Below are 18,288 nucleotides of genomic sequence, written 5' to 3'. Positions count from 1 at the left end.
ATGCCGGCAGGCGACGACCGGGCCCGGCCACGGGCTGCGCGGGTCCCCGCGCCCGCGGACGGCGAGGTCCGCGCGATCGTAGTAGCGATCGCGCGGGACCTCGACACCCGAAAATCGGAAATCATCGGAGGGATGAGCGCGCTGCTCGCCCGCGAGATCGACCAGCTCGACAATGATCCGCAGCTCGTGGAACTTCTCGAGGCCAGCGTGGCGGGCAACGTCGCCACCATCGTCGACGTGCTGGCCAACGACATACCGGTCGAACACCTGCAGCCGACCACCGCTGCAGTCGAGTACGCGCTGCGGTTGGCGCAGCGCGAGGTGTCGTCGCATTCGCTGGTGCGGGCGTACCACATGGGCCAGGACGACCTCATGCGTGTCTGCTACGAGGAGGTCACCTCACTCGGCCTGAGCACCAAACTGACTCTGGCTGTGCTCAAACATCTTTCGGACGTGATCTACAGCTACATCGACTGGATCACGCTGTACGTGTTCGAAGCGTACGAGCGGGAACGCAGGCGCTGGATCGGCGCACAGGGCAACGTCCATTCATCGACGATTCACGGCCTACTCGACGGTTCCGGCACCGATGAGGGCACCTTCGAAGCCGAGACGCACTATCGGCTCGCGCAGACCCACGTCGCGGTCGTCGTCTGGTCGACCAGGGACGACGACCCGAGCCTGAACGCACTCGACCACAGCCTGCGGGCACTGGCCGCGCAACTGCACACGGACACGGCCCCGATCGTGACCGCGATCGACCGCCGAACCCTCTGGGCCTGGCTGCCGTTCGGGCGTCGGCAACCCGCGATCGACTCGGTCGCCCTCGCCGCAGCGCTCACGCCGTCGCCCGGCACGCGGATCGCGCTCGGGCTGCCCGCGGCCGGGTCGACGGGCTTCCGCCGCTCGCACGAGCAGGCACTGGCTGCATACTCCGTTGCCAGCGAACACGCGATGGCGCACCGGCCGATCGTGAGTTTCGGTGACCGCGGTGTCGCGGTGGTCTCGCTGCTCGCCGAAAACCTGGACTCCACGCGGGCCTGGGTGTGGGAGGTGCTCGGCCCGCTCGCCGAGGGCACCGAGCAGGCCGCGACACTGCGCACCACGCTGAGCACCTACTTCGAGACCGGGCAGAGCCACCTCCACACGGCACAGCAGATGAACCTGCACCGCAACACGGTGAAGTACCGGATCGCGAAGGCACTCGGCGACCCCTCGACCGGTCCGGGCTCGCGCAGCAGGCTCGACCTCGCCCTTGCCCTCCAGGTGTGCGAATACCTCGGAGCGAAGGTGCTGAGGTAGTCCCGGCTACCCGGCCGGGACCGTGACCAGCCCGAGCTCGGCGTCGGTCGCCAGCAGCTCGTGGTGCGGCAGCACCCGCACCGTGTAGCCGACCGCTCCCGACAACGGCAACGCCGTGTCGACGGCGTACACGTGGCCGAGTTCCTCGACTCCGACATGCGTCATCGGGACGGTCACCACATCAGTCAGGTCCTCGTCGGGCCCGACCCCGCCGAGAACGGCCTGCACCGTGACCTCGGACGGGTCGAGTTCGCCCAACCGGACGTAGGCGCGCAGTGACAGGTCGGCACCGATCACGGGTGTGTCGGGGAGACCGGAACTGTCCACCTGCACCACCTGCACGCCCGGCCACTGCGCCGCGACCCGCGCGCGATACACGGCAAGCCTCTTCGCACCCGCATAGCTGTCGGCGACGACGGTCCTGGACGCGGCCGCCGCAGGCGCGTAGAGATCGACGACGTAGTCGCGAACCATGCGCGACGCCAACACCTTCGGGCCGAGCGTCTGCAACGTGTGCCGCACCATCTCCACCCACCGCGCCGGCACCCCGTCGGAACCACGGTCGTAGAACTTCGGCAGCACCGACTGCTCGAGCAGGTCGTACATGGCGTTCGCCTCGAGGTCGTCGCGGCGGGTCTCGTCCTGCACGCCGTCGGCGGTCGGGATGGCCCAGCCGTTCTCGCCGTCGAACATCTCGTCCCACCACCCGTCGCGGATCGACAGGTTGAGTCCACCGTTGAGCGCCGACTTCATGCCCGACGTACCGCATGCCTCGAGCGGGCGCAGCGGGTTGTTGAGCCACACGTCGCAACCCCAGTACAGGTACCGTGCCATCGACATGTCGTAATCGGGCAGGAACACGATCCGGTGCCGCACGTCGTGGTCGTCGGCGAACCGGACGACCTGCTGGATCAGCGCCTTCCCGCCCTCGTCCGCGGGATGACTCTTGCCCGCGACGACGAGCTGCAGCGGCCGCTCCTCGTCGAGCAGCAGGGCGCGAAGCCGCTCCGGGTCACGCAGCATCAGGGTGAGGCGCTTGTAGGTGGGCACCCGTCGCGCGAATCCGACGGTCAACACGTTCGGGTCGAAAACCTCCGAGGTCCAACCCAGTTCGGCTTCGCTCGCTCCCCGCTCGACCCACGACGCCCGTACCCGGCGACGGACCTCGTCGACGAGTTGCCCGCGCAGGGCGTTGCGGGTGGCCCACAGCTCGTCGGCACCGATCTCCTGCAGCTGCTCCCAGCCACGAGCCTCCTCGACGAGTTCCGGCCCGACGGCGCGGTGTGCGAGGTCCATCCACTCCCGCGCCGCCCACGTCGGCGCGTGCACCCCGTTCGTGACCGATCCGATCGGCACCTCGTCGGTGTCGAAGCCCTGCCACAGTCCGTTGAACATGCCTCGGCTGACGATGCCGTGGAGCTTCGAGACTCCGTTGGCCCGCTGGCCGAGCCGCAGGCCCATGTGCGCCATGTTGAAGACCGACGGATCGGCCTCCCTGCCGAGGTCGAGGATGCGATCGACGCCGAGACCGGGCAGCAGCGACGAGTCGTTGCCGCCTTCACTTCCGGCGAAGTAGTGGCGGACGAGGTCGAGCGGGAACCGGTCGATTCCGGCGGGAACCGGCGTGTGCGTGGTGAAGACCGTTGCGGCCCGCACCGCGGCGAGCGCCTCGTCGAAGTCGAGGCCGGTGCCCGTCACGAGCTCCCGGATCCGTTCGGCGCCGAGGAAGCCCGCGTGTCCCTCGTTCATGTGGAAGACCTCGGGGTCGGCGAGTCCCTCGGACCGGGTGTACGCGCGCACCGCCCGCACGCCACCGATCCCCGCGAGGATCTCCTGCTTGATCCGATGGTCCTGGTCGCCGCCGTAGAGCCGGTCGGTGACCCCACGCAGTTCGGCGTCGTTCTCCGCGATGTCGGAGTCCAGTAGCAGCAGCGGCACCCGGCCGACCTGCGCGATCCACACCCGCGCCCGCAGCACCCGGCCGCCGGGCATCGCCACGTGCAGCAGGACGGCCGCCCCCGACTCCGGCTCCGTGAGCAGGCGGAGGGGCAGCCCCTGCGGGTCGAGCGACGGATAGTGCTCGGACTGCCAGCCGTCGGCGGTCAGTGACTGGCGGAAGTACCCGGACCGGTACAGCAGCCCGACGCCGACCAGCGGCACTCCCAGGTCGGACGCCGCCTTCAGGTGGTCGCCGGCCAGGATGCCGAGGCCGCCCGAGTAGTTGGGCAGGACCTCGGTGACTCCGAACTCCATTGAGAAGTACGCGATCCCACTGGCCAGGTCCACACCCTTGGCCTGCTGGTTCTGGTACCAGCGCGGGCGGTCGAGGTAGTCGACGAGGTCGGCCTCGAGCCGGTCCAGTTCGGCGACGAAGGCATCGTCGTCGACGAGTTCGTCGAGCCGCCCGGGCGCGACCTCACCGAGCATCCGGACCGGGTCGTGGCGAACCTGCGTCCACAGTTCCGGATCGATGCGCGCGAACAGATCCTGAGTGGGCGGGTGCCAGGACCAGCGCAGATTGGTCGACAGCTGCCCGAGAGCGGACAGCCGGGCAGGCAGGTGGGCGCGGACGGTGAACCGACGCAAGGCTTTCACCTGGCGAAGACTACAGATCGGGCCGCTTTCGGTCCTGTCGTGTGACCAGGAGGACCGGCGCCTGGTGAAAGGGCTTCGTCGCGAGCGGGCACCCCGCGGAACCCCGTAATGTCTCGGGCATGACCGGGCGGATAGGTATCGACGACGTCGTCCCCGAGATCGCGGGTGGACGCTACCCGGCGAAAGCCGTCGTGGGCGAGACCTTCCCCGTGTCCGCAACGGTGTGGCGCGAGGGCCACGACGCCGTCGCCGCGACCCTGGCCGTTCGGGGGCCGGGGTTCACGCGCAGCATCCGCATCCCGATGCTGCCCGGTCCGTTGCCGGACACGTTCGCCGCGATGTTCACCCCGACGTGCCCGGGCACCTGGACGTACCGCGTCGAGGGGTGGAGCGACCCCGTCACGACGTGGCGCGGCGCCGTCGAGGCCAAACTTGCCGCCGGCCAGGGTCCGGCCGAACTGGCGAACGATCTCGAGATCGGGGCCAGGTTGTTCGAGCGGGTGGCGAAGGCGGTCCCGCGGGGAGATCGACCGCGGTGCCTGGCGGTGGCCGCGGCTCTGCGCAGCGGCGCCCAACTGCCGGAACGGGTCGCTCCGGCGTTCGCGCCGGGTGTCACGGACCTGCTGCGCACCAATCCCCTGCGCGACCTCGTGACCCGCGGACGTGCGCTGCCGGTGCTCGTCGACCGCAGCCGGGCACTGTTCGGGTCCTGGTACGAGTTCTTTCCCCGCTCCACCGGCGGTTGGGATGCCGAGGGACGGCCGCGTCACGGAACCTTCGCGACGGCAGCCAACGACCTTCCTCGCATCGCCGCGATGGGATTCGACGTTGTGTACCTGCCGCCGATCCATCCGATCGGCAGGGTGAACCGGAAGGGGCCGAACAACACCCTCACCCCGGGACCCGATGACGTCGGGTCACCGTGGGCGATCGGGGCCGCCGAGGGCGGCCACGACGCGATCCACCCCGAGCTCGGGACGATGCGAGATTTCCGTGCGTTCGTCACCCGGGCCGCCAAGCTCGGACTCGAGGTCGCCCTCGACCTGGCGCTGCAATGTGCTCCTGACCATCCCTGGGCCGCAGCCCATCCGGAGTGGTTCACGGTCCTCCCGGACGGTACGATCGCGTTCGCCGAAAACCCGCCGAAGAAGTACCAGGACATCTACCCCGTCAACTTCGACGACGACCGCGACGGCATCTACACCGAGGTGCTGCGCGTGGTTCGGTTCTGGATCTCGAAGGGGGTCAAGATCTTCCGAGTCGACAACCCCCACACGAAGCCGCCGGACTTCTGGGAGTGGTTGATCGCGGAGGTCAAGGCGAGCGACCCCGACGTGCTGTTCCTGTCGGAGGCGTTCACCCGCCCCGCTCGCATGTACGGACTCGCCAAGCGCGGATTCACCCAGTCCTACACGTATTTCACGTGGCGGGTACACAAACAGGAGCTGATCGATTTCGGCCTCGAGCTCGCCGCGAAAGCAGATGAGGCCCGGCCGAACCTGTTCGTCAACACGCCGGACATCCTGCACGAGAGCCTCCAGGTCGGGGGCCCGGGCATGTTCGCCCTGCGCGCCGCGCTCGCCGCCACTCTCGCACCGACATGGGGCGTCTACTCGGGATACGAACTGTACGAACACATTCCCCTCCAACCCGGCAGCGAGGAGTACCTCGACTCCGAGAAGTACCAGCTCCGCCCCCGAGACTTCGACGGCGCCCGCGCCCGCGGCGAATCGCTCGAACCGTGGATCACCACCCTCAACAAGATCCGTAGGGCGCATCCCGCGCTGCAGCAACTGCGCAACATCACCTTCCATCACATCGACAACGACTCGCTGATCGCGTACTCGAAGTTCGATCCCGTCACCGGCGACGCGGTCCTGACCGTGGTCAACCTCAATCCGTATGGTGCGGAGGACGGCACGATCTGGCTGGACATGCCCGCCATCGGACGCGACTGGCACGACCGCATCACGGTTCTCGACGAGGTCTCCGGCGAGCAGTACGACTGGGGCCAGACCAATTTCGTGCGTCTCGAACCGTGGCGGGCGGTCGCGCACGTGCTCGCGCTGCCCCCAATCCCCTATCCGGAGCGCCTACACCTGGGGCACCGCCCCCCGGTCTCGTGAGCCCCACGACGGCGCGCGTCGGCTCCGCGCCCAACCCGGACGACCTCGCCCGGCTCGTCGCGGGCACCCACCACGACCCGCACGCCATCCTCGGCGCGCACGCCCACCCGGGCGGCACCGTGATCCGTGCGCTGCGGCCGCATGCCGTTTCGGTGGCGGCCCGCGTCGGCGGCGCCGACCACATGCTCACCGACCTCGGTGACGGGGTGTTCGGCGGCGTCGTTCCCGTCGAGAACCTCATCGACTACCGCCTCGTCGTCGAGTATCCGGGCGGTCACACGATCGTCGTCGCCGACGGGTACCGATTCCTGCCCACTCTCGGCGATCTCGACCTGCACCTGCTGAGCGAGGGGCGCCACGAACGCCTCTGGGACGTTCTGGGCGCGCACCCCCGCAGCTACAAGACTCCCGACGGCGACGTCACCGGTGTGTCGTTCGCGGTGTGGGCGCCGAACGCGCTCGGGGTCACTGTGATGGGCGACTTCGACGGGTGGGGTGGCCGGACGCCGATGCGCGTCCTGGGCTCCACCGGAGTCTGGGAGGTGTTCGTACCCGACGTCGGCCCCGGCGACCTGTACAAATTCCGGGTGCACTGCCGCGACGGGTCGGTACGGGACAAGGCCGATCCGATGGCGTTCGCCACCGAGGTTCCGCCCGCGACGGCGTCCCGCGTCACCTTGTCCTCGTACTCCTGGAACGACTCGGGGTGGCTGGCGGCGCGATCCCGTCGCGAACCGAACCAGGAACCGATGAGCGTCTACGAGGTCCATCTGGGCTCGTGGCGACCGGGACTCTCGTATCGCGATCTGGCGGAACAACTGTCGGAGTACGTCCTCGAGTGCGGCTTCACCCATGTCGAACTCCTGCCGGTCGCAGAGCACCCGTACGGCGGATCCTGGGGCTACCAGGTCACCTCGTACTACGCCCCCACCGCCCGCTTCGGGTCACCCGACGACTTCCGCGCCTTCGTCGATCACCTGCACGGGGCCGGAATCGGCGTGATCGTCGACTGGGTGCCCGCGCACTTCCCCAAGGACGAATGGGCACTGGCACGATTCGACGGCGAGCCGCTGTACGAGCACGCCGACCCCCACCGCGGCGAACAACTCGACTGGGGCACCTACGTTTTCGACTTCGGGCGCCCGGAGGTACGCAACTTCCTCGTCGCCAACGCACTGTACTGGATCGACGAGTTCCACATCGACGGTCTCCGCGTCGACGCCGTCGCCTCGATGCTGTACCTGGACTACTCACGCCCGGCAGGCCAGTGGACACCGAACATCCACGGCGGCAGGGAGAACCTCGAGGCGGTCTCCTTCCTTCAGGAAATGAACGCGACGGTGCACAAGCACCATCCCGGCGTCGTGACGATCGCGGAGGAATCGACGTCCTGGCCCGGCGTCACCCGCTCGACCACCGTCGGTGGACTCGGATTCTCCATGAAGTGGAACATGGGATGGATGCACGACACCCTCGGGTACCTGGGCCACGACCCCGTGCACCGCAGCTTCCACCACCACGAGATCACCTTCTCCCTCATGTACGCCTGGAGCGAGCACTTCCTGCTGCCGATCAGCCACGACGAGGTCGTGCATGGCAAGGGCACACTGTGGACGCGCATGCCGGGGGACGACGCAGCCAAGGCCGCGGGGGTCCGCGCCCTCCTGGCCTACATGTGGGCGCATCCAGGTAAGCAGCTGCTGTTCATGGGGCAGGAGTTCGGTCAGCGCACCGAGTGGTCCGAGGAGCGGGGACTCGACTGGGGGCAGCTCGACGATCCGAACACCGGTGCGCTGCAACGAGGTGTGCTGACGATGGTGCGCGACCTCAACGCGGTCTACCGGTCGTCGCCGGCACTGTGGACTCTCGACGCCTCACCCGGCGGCTATTCGTGGATCGACGCCAACGACACCGAGAACAACGTGCTCAGCTTCCTGCGGTACGGCACCGACGGCTCGATCGTCGCCTGCCTGTTCAATTTCGCGGGCACGTCACACGATCGATATCGCGTCGGGCTTCCGGAACCCGGACCGTGGCGCGAGATCCTCAACACCGACGCCGCCACGTACCGCGGTTCGGGGCGCGGAAACTTCGGGGAGGTCACCGCGATGACGTCTCCCTGGCACGGCCGACCCGCCTCCGCGGAGGTGACCCTGCCCGCGAACAGTGCCATCTGGCTTCGTCGGGAACCGCGATGAGGCGCGCACTGCTGGTCGCTGTTGCGGCGGCGGGTGCCGCCGCGATGCTGGCGGGCTGCACGCAGGTCGTCGCCGGTCACGCGGTGTCGATCTACGACGACCCCTTCACCGTTGCGGGTCTCCCCGCCACCGGGGGGCCGAGCGGCCCCAGACCGGGCGCTCCGCACTCGACACTGTCGGTGCGCGGGGCAGACGGGTCGGATGCCGACACCCTCGCCACCTCCGCCATCGACGATCTCGCCGCGTTCTGGTCCACCGAGTATCCGGCGGTGTTCGCGGGCGAGTTCCGCCCGGTGACAGATCTCATGTCGTGGGACCCGACCATCGAACGGTCGAGCCGATTCTGCGGCGACGGCACCTACGGGGTCGCCAACGCCGGCTACTGCACTCGGGACGGCTCGATCGGATGGGATCGCGCAATCCTGCTCCCGACGCTGATGGATACCTTCGGACCGATGGCCGTCGTCATGGTCATCGCGCACGAGTACGGTCACGCCGTCCAGCACGACTCCGGACTCGCCGGTGCCGACTCCCCCACACTCGTCCTCGAACAGCAGGCCGACTGTTTCGCGGGCGCGTACATGCGGCACGTCGCGGCCGGTCGGTCGAATCACTTCACGCTCAACACGTCCGACGGGTTGAACTCGGTGATGGCGGCGATGGTCGCCGTCCGCGACACCGATCCGAACGACCCGGAAGGCGTGCACGGCACCGCCTTCGAGCGTGTCACCGCGTTCCAGATCGGATTCACCGACGGAGCTCGCGCGTGCAGCAGAATCGACGAGGCCGAAGTCGACGCCCGCCGCGCTCAACTCCCCCAGCAGTTCACCCGCCCCGGGGAGACCGGCGAGATGCCCGTCACCGAGGAGTCGGTCGATGTGATCCTCGATTCGCTCCAGTCGGAGTTCGCGTTGCCGCAGCCTCCGAAGGTGGTCTACACCGGCGCCGACACCGGATGCCCGGACGCAGCCTCGACCGAACCCGTCTCCTACTGCCCGGCCACCCGAACCATCGGGGTCTCGATGCCGGAACTGATCGACCGCGGAACGCCGCACGACGTCGACCCCGCGGGTGGCGGTGTCGACGAACTGTCCGTCGACGTCCGCGGCGACTTCGGTGCCTACGTCCTGGTTGCGTCCCGATTCACGCTCGCGGTCCAGCAGCAGATGGGTGATTCACTCACCGAGCCGAAGACGGCACTGCGTGCGGCCTGCTTGTCGGGGGTGTGGACCGCAGCCACCGCCGCAGGCGGCTCGCCCACGCTCTCGCCCGGCGACCTGGACGAGGCGGTCTCCGGCCTCCTCACCGACGGCCTGATGGCCAGCGATGTCGACGGCAACACGGTGCCGAGCGGATTCGCCCGAGTCGACGCGTTTCGCGCCGGCGTCCTCGGTGGCCCCGACGCCTGTACCAGCCGCTACGGCTAGTAGAGAGCGGACGCGAGTTTGCGACGCGCGGCGACGACGATCGGGTCGGCAGGATCGAAGAGCTCGAAGAGCTCCAGGAGTCGGGTCCGCACCGTCGTCTTGTCGTCGCCGACGTACCGCTTGATCGCGGCGATCAGCAGCGTGAACGCCTCGTCGGGCTGCTGCGTGTAGAGCAGCGCGTCCGCCGCGGCCAGCTGGGCGTCGACGTTCGCGGGATCGGCGGACGCCGCGGCAACCGCATCCGGGGCGACCGTCTGCACGCGCGCCAGGAATCGCACCTGTCGCAGCGCGGCGAGCGCCTCCTTGTTCGCGGGCTCGGCATCGAGAATCGCCTGGTACGCAGCCTCGGCACCGTCGAGGTCGCCTTCCGCGAGGGCGTCCTCCGCAGCGACGAAACGCGGATCCTCCAGCTCCGGCTCGGCGCCTTCGGCCGGCGGCGGTCCCGACAGCTTTCCCGCCGTCGCGGCGAGCACCTGCCCGAGCCAGCCGCGAACCTCGTCGATGGGCTGCACACCCTGGAAGTCGGCGAGCGGCTGGCCGCCCGCGACCGCGACGACGGTCGGGATGCCCTGCACGCCGAACGCCTGCGCGATGCGCATGTTGGCGTCGACGTCGACCTTGGCGAGCACCCAGGTGCCGTCGCCTTCCGCGGCGAGCCCGTCGAGCTCACGCGAGAACGCGACGCTCGCGTCGCTCCGCGGCGACCACAACGACACCAGGACGACGACCTGCATCGACCGTTCGAGGACCTCCGCCTCGAACGTCGCCTCGGTGACGTCGACGACCGGCGCGAGTCCGCCGCCCGTCGCGGCAGGCTGCGGGTTCGCGGGGGGCTGCGGGCGGTCCTTGAGTCCGGACAGATCCACTGCCCCGGACATGGCAGCCGCCATCGCGGCAGACGGTTGTGCAGGCTGGCGGGAACCGGGTCGAGTCACGATGCCCAGTTTGTCACAAGACGACTGTGCCCCGGACCTTGCAGGTCCGGGGGCACAGGATCGGCCGGGTCAGACGGTGTCGAGTTCGCGGGCCGCCGTGGTGTCGGCGTTCGTGACCGACAGTTCGCCGAGCTTGCCGGTCCGGACGGCCCACGCCTCGAACAGGATCGTGAAGAACGGCGGGATGCTCGAGAGCAGGGCCAGGCCGGTGGTCACGAGGTTCCACTTCAGGGACCGCGCGGTGAGGAGCGCAACGATGACGAAGAGGACGAACACGCCGCCGTGGAAGGGGCCGAAGATCTTCACGCCGATCTCGTTCCCGTTCTCCGGCAGGTACTTGAACGCCATACCGATGAGCAGGCCGGCCCAGGTGATCGCCTCGAGAATCGCGACAAATCGGAAACGCTTGGCCGGGGTGCTGAGGTCGAAGATGTTCGCCATGACCGCCATTGTGCCGGGCTTCTACGACGATCCGTCGTTGCTGTGGGAGACATCACGGCCCCGACGCCATGCGCCGGGGCCGTGACTGGAGTACAAGCCCGGCGCCTACTTGGCGGGGACTCGGATGATCAGGGCGTCACCCTGTCCACCGCCGCCGCACAGGGCTGCAGCACCGACACCGCCGCCGCGGCGCTGCAGTTCGAGGGCCAGATGCAACGCGATGCGGGCCCCCGACATCCCGAGCGGGTGTCCGATCGCGATGGCACCACCGTTGACATTCACCTTGTCGGGGTCGATGCCGAGTTCCCGGGTCGACGCGATGCCGACGGCGGCGAATGCTTCGTTGATCTCGATCAGGTCGAGGTCGGCGGGCGCGATGCCTTCCTTCGCGCAGGCCGCGGCGATGGCGTTGGCGGGCTGGGACTGGAGGGTGGAGTCGGGTCCGGCGACCTGGCCCGCGGCGCCGATCTCGGCGATCCACTCGAGGCCGAGTTCTTCGGCCTTGGTCTTGGACATGACGATGACGGCAGCGGCGCCGTCGGAGATCTGGGACGCGGATCCGGCGGTCACGGTGCCGTCCTTCGAGAACGCGGGACGCAGGGCGCCGAGCGACTCGGCGGTGGTGTCCGCGCGGATGCCCTCGTCTGCGGCGAAGAGGACCGGCTCACCCTTGCGCTGCGGGATCGAGACCGGGACGACCTCGGAGTCGAAGATGCCGTTCTTCCAGGCGGCGGCGGCCTTCTGGTGGGAGGCGGCGGCGAACGCGTCCTGGGCGTCCCGCGTGACGAACTTGTCGTCGGCGTTGGCGGACTCGGTGAGGGCACCCATGGCCTGGTCGGTGAATATGTCGTGGAGGCCGTCGTACGCCATGTGGTCGCGCAGGGTCACGTCGCCGTACTTGAAGCCGGTGCGGGACTTCTCGAGCATGTGCGGGGCGCGGGACATCGACTCCTGGCCGCCGGCGACGACGATGTCGAACTCGCCTGCGCGGATCATCTGGTCGGCCATCGCGATGGCGTTGACGCCGGACAGGCACACCTTGTTGATGGTCAGTGCGGGCACGCTCATCGGGATGCCTGCGGCGACCGCGGCCTGCCGTGCGGGGATTTGTCCGGCGCCCGCGGTGAGGACCTGGCCCATGATGACGTAATCGACCTGCTCGGGGGCAACGCCCGCCTTCTCCAGCGCACCCTTGATCGCGATGCCACCGAGATCGGACCCCGAGAAATCCTTCAGCGAACCCAGCAACCGACCCACCGGCGTCCGAGCACCGGCAACGATGACAGAACTGGTCACGACATTCCTCCAAGATCAGGCACGAGCATCGACGGCGACCGAAGCCACGGCCGACAGAGAACTACCAAAACGGTAACGCTAACGTCGGACCATGACGAACTCCACTCCTGCAGGCTCACCCCTTGCCTCCGACCTGGTGATCGCGATCGACCACGTCGGTATCGCCGTTCCCGACCTCGACGTCGCCCTCGCCTGGTACGCCGAGCACCTGGGCCTCGTCTCCACTCACGAGGAGGTGAACGAGGAGCAGGGCGTTCGCGAGGCGATGCTCTCCGTCCCCGGCAGCCCGGCAGGCGCTCCGATGATCCAGCTCCTCGCGCCGCTGAACGAGAACTCCACCATCGCGAAGTTCATCGACCGCAGCGGCCCCGGCATCCAGCAGATGGCCTACCGGGTCACCGATCTCGACGCGATTTCCGAGCGCCTCCGCGCCGGCGGCGTCCGGTTGCTCTACGACGTACCGAAGCGCGGCACCGCCGACTCCCGCATCAACTTCATGCATCCGAAGGACGCGGGCGGGGTGCTCGTCGAACTGGTGGAGCCTGCAGCGCACCCCGCGCACTGAACCACCCGGCAAACCCACAGCACCACGCGCCCGCGAACGCGGGCGCGTGGTGTCGCAGATCACAACCTGCCTGCGCCGTCCCTCATCGCCGCGACCAGCGGTAAATTGGTTCGCATGGCCTACGACCACGACGGCGGCATGCCGTTCACCATCGTCCGCAAGGGATACGACAAGGACGAAGTTCGACGGTATTTCGACCGCTTCGACACGGAACTGCGGGTGACCGCGACGGACCGTGACGCCGCCGCCGCACAGGCCCGCGACCTCGCCCACCAACTCGAAGACGCCCGCGACGAGATCGATTCGCTCCGCAAGGACGTCGATCGGCTCTCGGTGCCGCCGACCACCGCCGAGGGCATGAGCGAGCGCATCTCACGCATGCTCCGCCTCGCGTCCGACGAGTCGTCGGAGGTTCGTGCCAAGGCGCAGTCCGACGCGGCCGAGATGATCTCCATCGCCGAGCAGGAAGCGACGGCGCTGCGCGGCAAGTACGAGGCCAAGCTGGCCGAGACCAACGACCGCCGCTCCGCGATGGAAACCGAGCACGAACAGACGATGGCCCGGGCCCGCACCGAGGCCGCCCGGATGATCGAGGCGGCGCAGTCGGAGGCGGCGCGCCTCGAAGCGGAGTCGGACGCCAAGCGCGCCAGCATCCAGCAGGACTTCGAGATCACGATGAGCGAGCGCCGCACGAAGGTCGTCGCCGCTGTCGACGAACTCGAGGCATCGAGCAAGGCCGAGGCCGAACGTCGCCTGACGGACGCCACCAACGAGGCGAGGCGACGGCTGCAGACGGCCACCGAGCAGGCGGACAAGCGGATCGCCCACGCCAAGGAGCTCGCCGAGGAGTTGCGTGTGCTCCGCGGCCGGATCCTGGCGCAGCTGCTGGGAATTCGCGGTCAGCTGGATTCGGTGCCTGCGATGCTCGCATCGGTCAACCGAGAGGGCGAGCTCCTCGACGGCAAGGCCGATTCACAGCGCGGCCGGGACACCGATCATGTGGAGGACGACTTGGATTCAGACGAGTCCGACCTCGCCGACCTCGAGCACGCGGACTCCGAGTTCTCAGACGACGAATCCGACACGGAGCAGGTCACGACCAACGCCGGGTGACGCCCCGCGAACCACGACCGTTCCAGCAGCCGGTGTGCCAGTGCCGGCGGTCCTCGGCCCCGCCGAGACCGTCGGCCTGCCACGCCACAAGGTGCGCCACGCCAGGCCTGATCTCGTGATCGCAACCCGGGCAGCGGTATGTCTTGAGTGCTCGCGCGCCCGGAATCTGACGCACCAGGTACTGCTCGTCGTCATACCCTGCGGGACCGGCCTCCACGCGTGGCCCACCGGTCCCGACGGGTGACCGGCCGCCAGAATTGCGATTGTTGTTGCGCCGGGGCATGGCTCCACTCTAGTGACGCGGCGGGGCGGGTCGATCGAGACCACCTCCCGCCCGGCGGCTCAGAACAGTCGGAACTCGGTGCTCTCGATGCCCCGGAGCGCCTCGTAATCGAGGGTGAGACAGCGGATTCCGCGGTCCTCGGCGAGCGTGCGGGCCTGCGGCTTGATCTGCTGGGCGGCGAACACCCCGGTCACGGGTGCGAGCAGCGGATCCCGGTTGAGCAACTCCAGGTATCGCGTCAGCTGCTCGACACCGTCGATCTCGCCGCGGCGCTTGATCTCGACCGCAACCGCTGCGCCCGTCCCGTCCCTGACCAGCAGGTCGACGGGACCGATCGCCGTCATGTACTCACGACGAACGAGGCTGTACCCCTCGCCGAGAGTGTCGACGTGCTCGGCGAGCAGTTCCTGCAAATGCGCCTCGACACCGTCCTTGACGAGCCCCGGATCGATACCGAGCTCGTGTGAGGAGTCGTGCTCGACCTCGTCGATCGTGATGCGCAGTTCCTCGCCGGCCTTGTTGGTGACCACCCACAGGATCGTGCCGTCGTCACCGTTGTTCTCGACCAGCCAGCACGGCGGGCTCATCCAGTTCAAGGGCTTGTAGGCGCGGTCGTCGGCATGGATGCTGACGGAGCCGTCCGACTTCACCAGCAGCAGCCTGCGGGCCTTCGGCAGGTGAGAGGTGAGTCGTCCGACATAGTCGACCTGGCAGCTGGCAATCACGAGACGCACGTCGACCACCCTAGAACACGCGGCCGCCGACACCCGCATGCTCGCCACACGTGGCGGCGCGCTCGCCCTGGCCGGCGCCGCTAGTGTGAGCGACACCATGCGACGCTTCCGCCGTTCCACCTCACAGCTCGGATCGCCGATTCTCGGAACGGTCAACGAGAGTCCCCACGTGCGCCGGACCCGCGTCCAGATCCTGGTCACCGCATCACTGATGCTGTCCAACCTGATCGGCACGCTGCTCGTCGGAACCCTGTTTCTCGTCGTGATCCCCGGGCCCGAGCTCTTCACACCGGAGTTCCGGATCGTCACAGCAGTGATCGGACCGATCTACATCGCCGCGTCGCTGCTCATCGGAACGGTGTGGGGCACCTTGATGGGAATCCGCGGCCTCAGGTGGGCGGTCGAGGGACGCACTCCCACCCGCCGAGAGGCAACGGCGGCCCTGTCGATGCCGTGGCGCCTGACCACTATCCAGATCGTGTTGTGGTCGGGCGGGCTTGCCCTGTTCACCACCGCGTACGGCCTGATCGACCCGGCGACGATTCCCAAGGTCTCCTTCACCATCGCGATGGGCACGGTCACCGTGTGCGCCTTCAGCTACCTGCTCAGCGAATTCTCCCTTCGTCCCGCAGCCGCGCGAGCTCTGGAAGCGGGTGATCCACGTCGGGTGCGCTTCGCACGCGTCACCGGGCGTGGCCTGCTGGCCTGGCTGCTGGGCACGGGCGTCCCGGTCTTCGGTCTCATGCTGGTGGCAATCTTCAGCCTCGCACGGGAGGACAACGACGCCACCCAGGTGAACGTGTCCATCCTGGCGATCGGCGGCGTCACTCTGGCGTGCGGGTTCGCGCTCACCCTGCTGGGTCTGGAAGCCACCGTCGCGCCGATCCGCGCCGTTCGCGGTGCGATGGCCGAAGTCGAACGGGGCAATCTCGATGCGAGGGTGGTGGTCTACGACGGCACCGAACTGGGTGAGCTGCAGAGCGGATTCAACCGGATGGCCGAGGGACTGAGAGAGCGCGAACGCATCCAGGAGCTGTTCGGCAGGCATGTCGGCAGGGAGGTCGCGGAGGCGGCGATCGCCCGCAATCCGGAGTTGGGCGGCGAGGAGCGGCAAATCGCCGTCTTCTTCATCGACCTCGTCGGGTCCACGCACATCGCCGCCACCCGTCCGCCCCGCGAGGTGGTCGAACTCCTCAACCGCTTCTTCGCGGTCGTAGTGGACGAGGTCGACCTCCACGGGGGCCTGATCAACAAGTTCGAGGGCGACGCCGCGCTCGCGATCTTCGGAGCACCGGCCGAACTCGACGATCCCGAGGGCAACGCCCTCGCAGCTGCTCGGCGGATCCGTGACCGCCTGGTCGTGGAAGTGCCCGACTGCAGCGCCGCGATCGGTGTTGCTGCCGGCATCGCGGTCGCGGGGAACATCGGCGCACGCAATCGGTTCGAGTACACCGTGATCGGCGATCCGGTCAACGAGGCGGCCCGGCTGTGCGAGCTGGCAAAGTCGGTCCCGGGCGCTCTGGTCGCATCCGCGCGAACGGTTGCCGCAGCCGCACCGGAGGTTTCGCAGCGGTGGGCGCTGGGCGATTCGGTACTACTGCGCGGGCGTGCTGTCCCGACGAGACTCGCTACCCCTGTTCCCGTGACCTGACGGATGTCGGTCGCCTCTGGTAGACGTGGGGCATGGCTGTGACCGTCGACGAGTTCCTCGCAATGCTGCAGACCTTGCCCGAAACCGAGCAGATCGATACGGGAAACTGGATCGCGCTCAAGGTCTGCAGCAAGGGCTACGCCTACATCTGGGAGAAGACGCAGACGGTCGGGCTGAAGGCCACACTCGACGAGCAGATCGCCCTCGTTGCCGAGCGCCCCGAGGTGTTCGAGGTCCAGTTCACCGCCGGCCAGTTCGGTTGGGTCGTCGTGCACCTCGAGGGCATCGAGGCCAACGAACTCCTCGAGTTGGTGACGGAAGCGTGGTGCCTGACGGCGCCCCGGCGCCTCGTCGAAGCACACGAGTTCGGATCCCTCTACGACGAGTAGCGACAACCCTCGCTCGCGCGCGGACATCGCACCAACGGCAGTGTGCGCACCCCTTTTCGCTCGTTCGCACCGCCGTTCTGCGGGCGATGCCGGTGTGGACGCATCGAAACCCGTGCGCAGGGGTTGTCGCGTGCGCGGATCAGGATGAACAGGGCCCGAAACGCCGAAAACCCCGGAACCAGAAAACTCTGGTTCCGGGGTCCCCGGGATGTTATGTACGGCGGTGTCCTACTCTCCCACACCCTGTCGAGTGCAGTACCATCGGCGCTGGAGGGCTTAGCTTCCGGGTTCGGAATGGGACCGGGCGTTTCCCCTCCGCTATGGCCGCCGTAACTCTGTGAAACTGTCACACGGAACCAGAAACACACAACCCCAACAATCAGGATCGAAATTTCCGGCTCTGAACAACGTGTGTTGTTTCAGATACCGCACAGTGGACGCGTAGCTTCTTTGTGGTAAGTCCTCGGCCTATTAGTACCAGTCACCTACATGCATTACTGCACTTCCAGTTCTGGCCTATCAACCCGGTAGTCTGCCGGGGGCCTTACCCCCTCAAGGGGGTGAGAAACCTCATCTTGGAACAGGCTTCCCGCTTAGATGCTTTCAGCGGTTATCCCTTCCGAACGTAGCTAACCAGCAGTGCCCTTGGCAGGACAACTGGCACACCAGAGGTTCGTCCGTCCCGGTCCTCTCGTACTAGGGACAGCCTTCCTCAAGTTTCTAACGCGCGCGGCGGATAGAGACCGAACTGTCTCACGACGTTCTAAACCCAGCTCGCGTGCCGCTTTAATGGGCGAACAGCCCAACCCTTGGGACCTACTCCAGCCCCAGGATGCGACGAGCCGACATCGAGGTGCCAAACCATCCCGTCGATATGGACTCTTGGGGAAGATCAGCCTGTTATCCCCGGGGTACCTTTTATCCGTTGAGCGACACCGCTTCCACATGCCGGTGCCGGATCACTAGTCCCGACTTTCGTCCCTGCTCGACCTGTCAGTCTCACAGTCAAGCTCCCTTGTGCACTTGCACTCAACACCTGATTGCCAACCAGGCTGAGGGAACCTTTGGGCGCCTCCGTTACATTTTGGGAGGCAACCGCCCCAGTTAAACTACCCACCAGGCACTGTCCCTGAACCAGATCATGGTCCGAGGTTAGATGTCCAATACGATCAGAGTGGTATTTCAACAACGACTCCACGAACACTGGCGTGCCCGCTTCACAGTCTCCCACCT

14 protein-coding genes and 2 rRNA genes are annotated in these 18,288 nt (G+C 67.7%); 8 read left to right on the top strand and 8 right to left on the bottom strand.

Features of this window, described 5'->3' with window-relative positions:
* Complete coding sequence (locus RHCRD62_RS00075) at positions 1–1,302, top strand: PucR family transcriptional regulator (protein ID WP_050062660.1); 1,302 nt, start codon at positions 1–3, stop codon at positions 1,300–1,302.
* 6 nt (positions 1,303–1,308) lie between these two features.
* On the opposite strand, the gene glgP is transcribed toward RHCRD62_RS00075, so the two are convergent.
* Positions 1,309–3,897: an alpha-glucan family phosphorylase gene (gene glgP / locus RHCRD62_RS00070; RefSeq protein ID WP_050062659.1), complete on the bottom strand. Its 2,589-nt coding sequence runs from the start codon at positions 3,895–3,897 to the stop codon at positions 1,309–1,311.
* A 119-nt stretch (positions 3,898–4,016) separates the two neighbouring features.
* Between glgP and RHCRD62_RS00065 the strand changes: the two genes are divergently transcribed.
* From RHCRD62_RS00065 to RHCRD62_RS00055, 3 genes are read left to right on the top strand one after another with little or no spacing between them, the layout of a single operon-like run.
* A complete protein-coding gene (locus RHCRD62_RS00065) occupies positions 4,017–6,023 on the top strand; it encodes a maltotransferase domain-containing protein (protein ID WP_050062658.1) in 2,007 nt (668 codons plus the stop codon).
* Complete coding sequence (gene glgB / locus RHCRD62_RS00060) at positions 6,020–8,221, top strand: 1,4-alpha-glucan branching protein GlgB (RefSeq protein WP_050062657.1); 2,202 nt, start codon at positions 6,020–6,022, stop codon at positions 8,219–8,221. Before RHCRD62_RS00065 ends, glgB begins: the two co-directional genes overlap by 4 nt.
* Positions 8,218–9,648 (top strand): neutral zinc metallopeptidase, encoded by a 1,431-nt coding sequence (locus RHCRD62_RS00055; protein ID WP_050062656.1) that lies wholly within the window; start codon positions 8,218–8,220, stop codon positions 9,646–9,648. The genes glgB and RHCRD62_RS00055 overlap by 4 nt, the downstream gene beginning before the upstream one ends.
* Here RHCRD62_RS00055 and RHCRD62_RS00050 read toward each other — a convergent pair.
* The 3 genes from RHCRD62_RS00050 to RHCRD62_RS00040 form a co-directional block, all read right to left on the bottom strand.
* Positions 9,645–10,526: a tetratricopeptide repeat protein gene (locus RHCRD62_RS00050; protein WP_050063361.1), complete on the bottom strand. Its 882-nt coding sequence runs from the start codon at positions 10,524–10,526 to the stop codon at positions 9,645–9,647. The genes RHCRD62_RS00055 and RHCRD62_RS00050 overlap by 4 nt on opposite strands.
* Before the next feature lie 126 nt (positions 10,527–10,652).
* Complete coding sequence (locus RHCRD62_RS00045) at positions 10,653–11,033, bottom strand: DUF3817 domain-containing protein (protein WP_050062655.1); 381 nt, start codon at positions 11,031–11,033, stop codon at positions 10,653–10,655.
* Positions 11,034–11,129: 96 nt separating this feature from the next.
* Positions 11,130–12,320 (bottom strand): acetyl-CoA C-acetyltransferase, encoded by a 1,191-nt coding sequence (locus RHCRD62_RS00040; RefSeq protein WP_050062654.1) that lies wholly within the window; start codon positions 12,318–12,320, stop codon positions 11,130–11,132.
* A 91-nt stretch (positions 12,321–12,411) separates the two neighbouring features.
* Between RHCRD62_RS00040 and mce the strand changes: the two genes are divergently transcribed.
* Together mce and RHCRD62_RS00030 are read left to right on the top strand one after the other, a co-directional pair.
* Complete coding sequence (gene mce / locus RHCRD62_RS00035; protein WP_050062653.1) at positions 12,412–12,885, top strand: methylmalonyl-CoA epimerase; 474 nt, start codon at positions 12,412–12,414, stop codon at positions 12,883–12,885.
* A 114-nt stretch (positions 12,886–12,999) separates the two neighbouring features.
* Complete coding sequence (locus RHCRD62_RS00030; RefSeq protein WP_050062652.1) at positions 13,000–13,998, top strand: coiled-coil domain-containing protein; 999 nt, start codon at positions 13,000–13,002, stop codon at positions 13,996–13,998.
* Here RHCRD62_RS00030 and RHCRD62_RS26235 read toward each other — a convergent pair.
* Complete coding sequence (locus tag RHCRD62_RS26235) at positions 13,979–14,281, bottom strand: ATP/GTP-binding protein (protein ID WP_084734000.1); 303 nt, start codon at positions 14,279–14,281, stop codon at positions 13,979–13,981. The genes RHCRD62_RS00030 and RHCRD62_RS26235 overlap by 20 nt on opposite strands.
* Positions 14,282–14,340: 59 nt before the next feature.
* Complete coding sequence (nucS, locus tag RHCRD62_RS00025; RefSeq protein ID WP_050063360.1) at positions 14,341–15,015, bottom strand: endonuclease NucS; 675 nt, start codon at positions 15,013–15,015, stop codon at positions 14,341–14,343.
* Positions 15,016–15,112: 97 nt separating this feature from the next.
* Between nucS and RHCRD62_RS00020 the strand changes: the two genes are divergently transcribed.
* Entirely contained in the window at positions 15,113–16,666 is a 1,554-nt protein-coding gene (locus tag RHCRD62_RS00020; protein WP_050063359.1) for an adenylate/guanylate cyclase domain-containing protein, read from the top strand.
* Positions 16,667–16,698: 32 nt separating this feature from the next.
* Positions 16,699–17,055 (top strand): MmcQ/YjbR family DNA-binding protein, encoded by a 357-nt coding sequence (locus RHCRD62_RS00015; RefSeq protein ID WP_050062651.1) that lies wholly within the window; start codon positions 16,699–16,701, stop codon positions 17,053–17,055.
* Between the two features lie 215 nt (positions 17,056–17,270).
* Here the strand turns inward: RHCRD62_RS00015 and rrf are convergent.
* Positions 17,271–17,387: ribosomal RNA gene (rrf, locus tag RHCRD62_RS00010) — 5S ribosomal RNA — on the bottom strand.
* 119 nt (positions 17,388–17,506) lie between these two features.
* Positions 17,507–18,288: ribosomal RNA gene (locus RHCRD62_RS00005) — 23S ribosomal RNA — on the bottom strand; the annotation flags it as partial.

The sequence above is a fragment of the Rhodococcus sp. RD6.2 genome (assembly GCF_001040705.1).
Classification (GTDB): domain Bacteria; phylum Actinomycetota; class Actinomycetes; order Mycobacteriales; family Mycobacteriaceae; genus Rhodococcus_G.
This window is presented reverse-complemented; position numbering and strand designations above follow the sequence as displayed.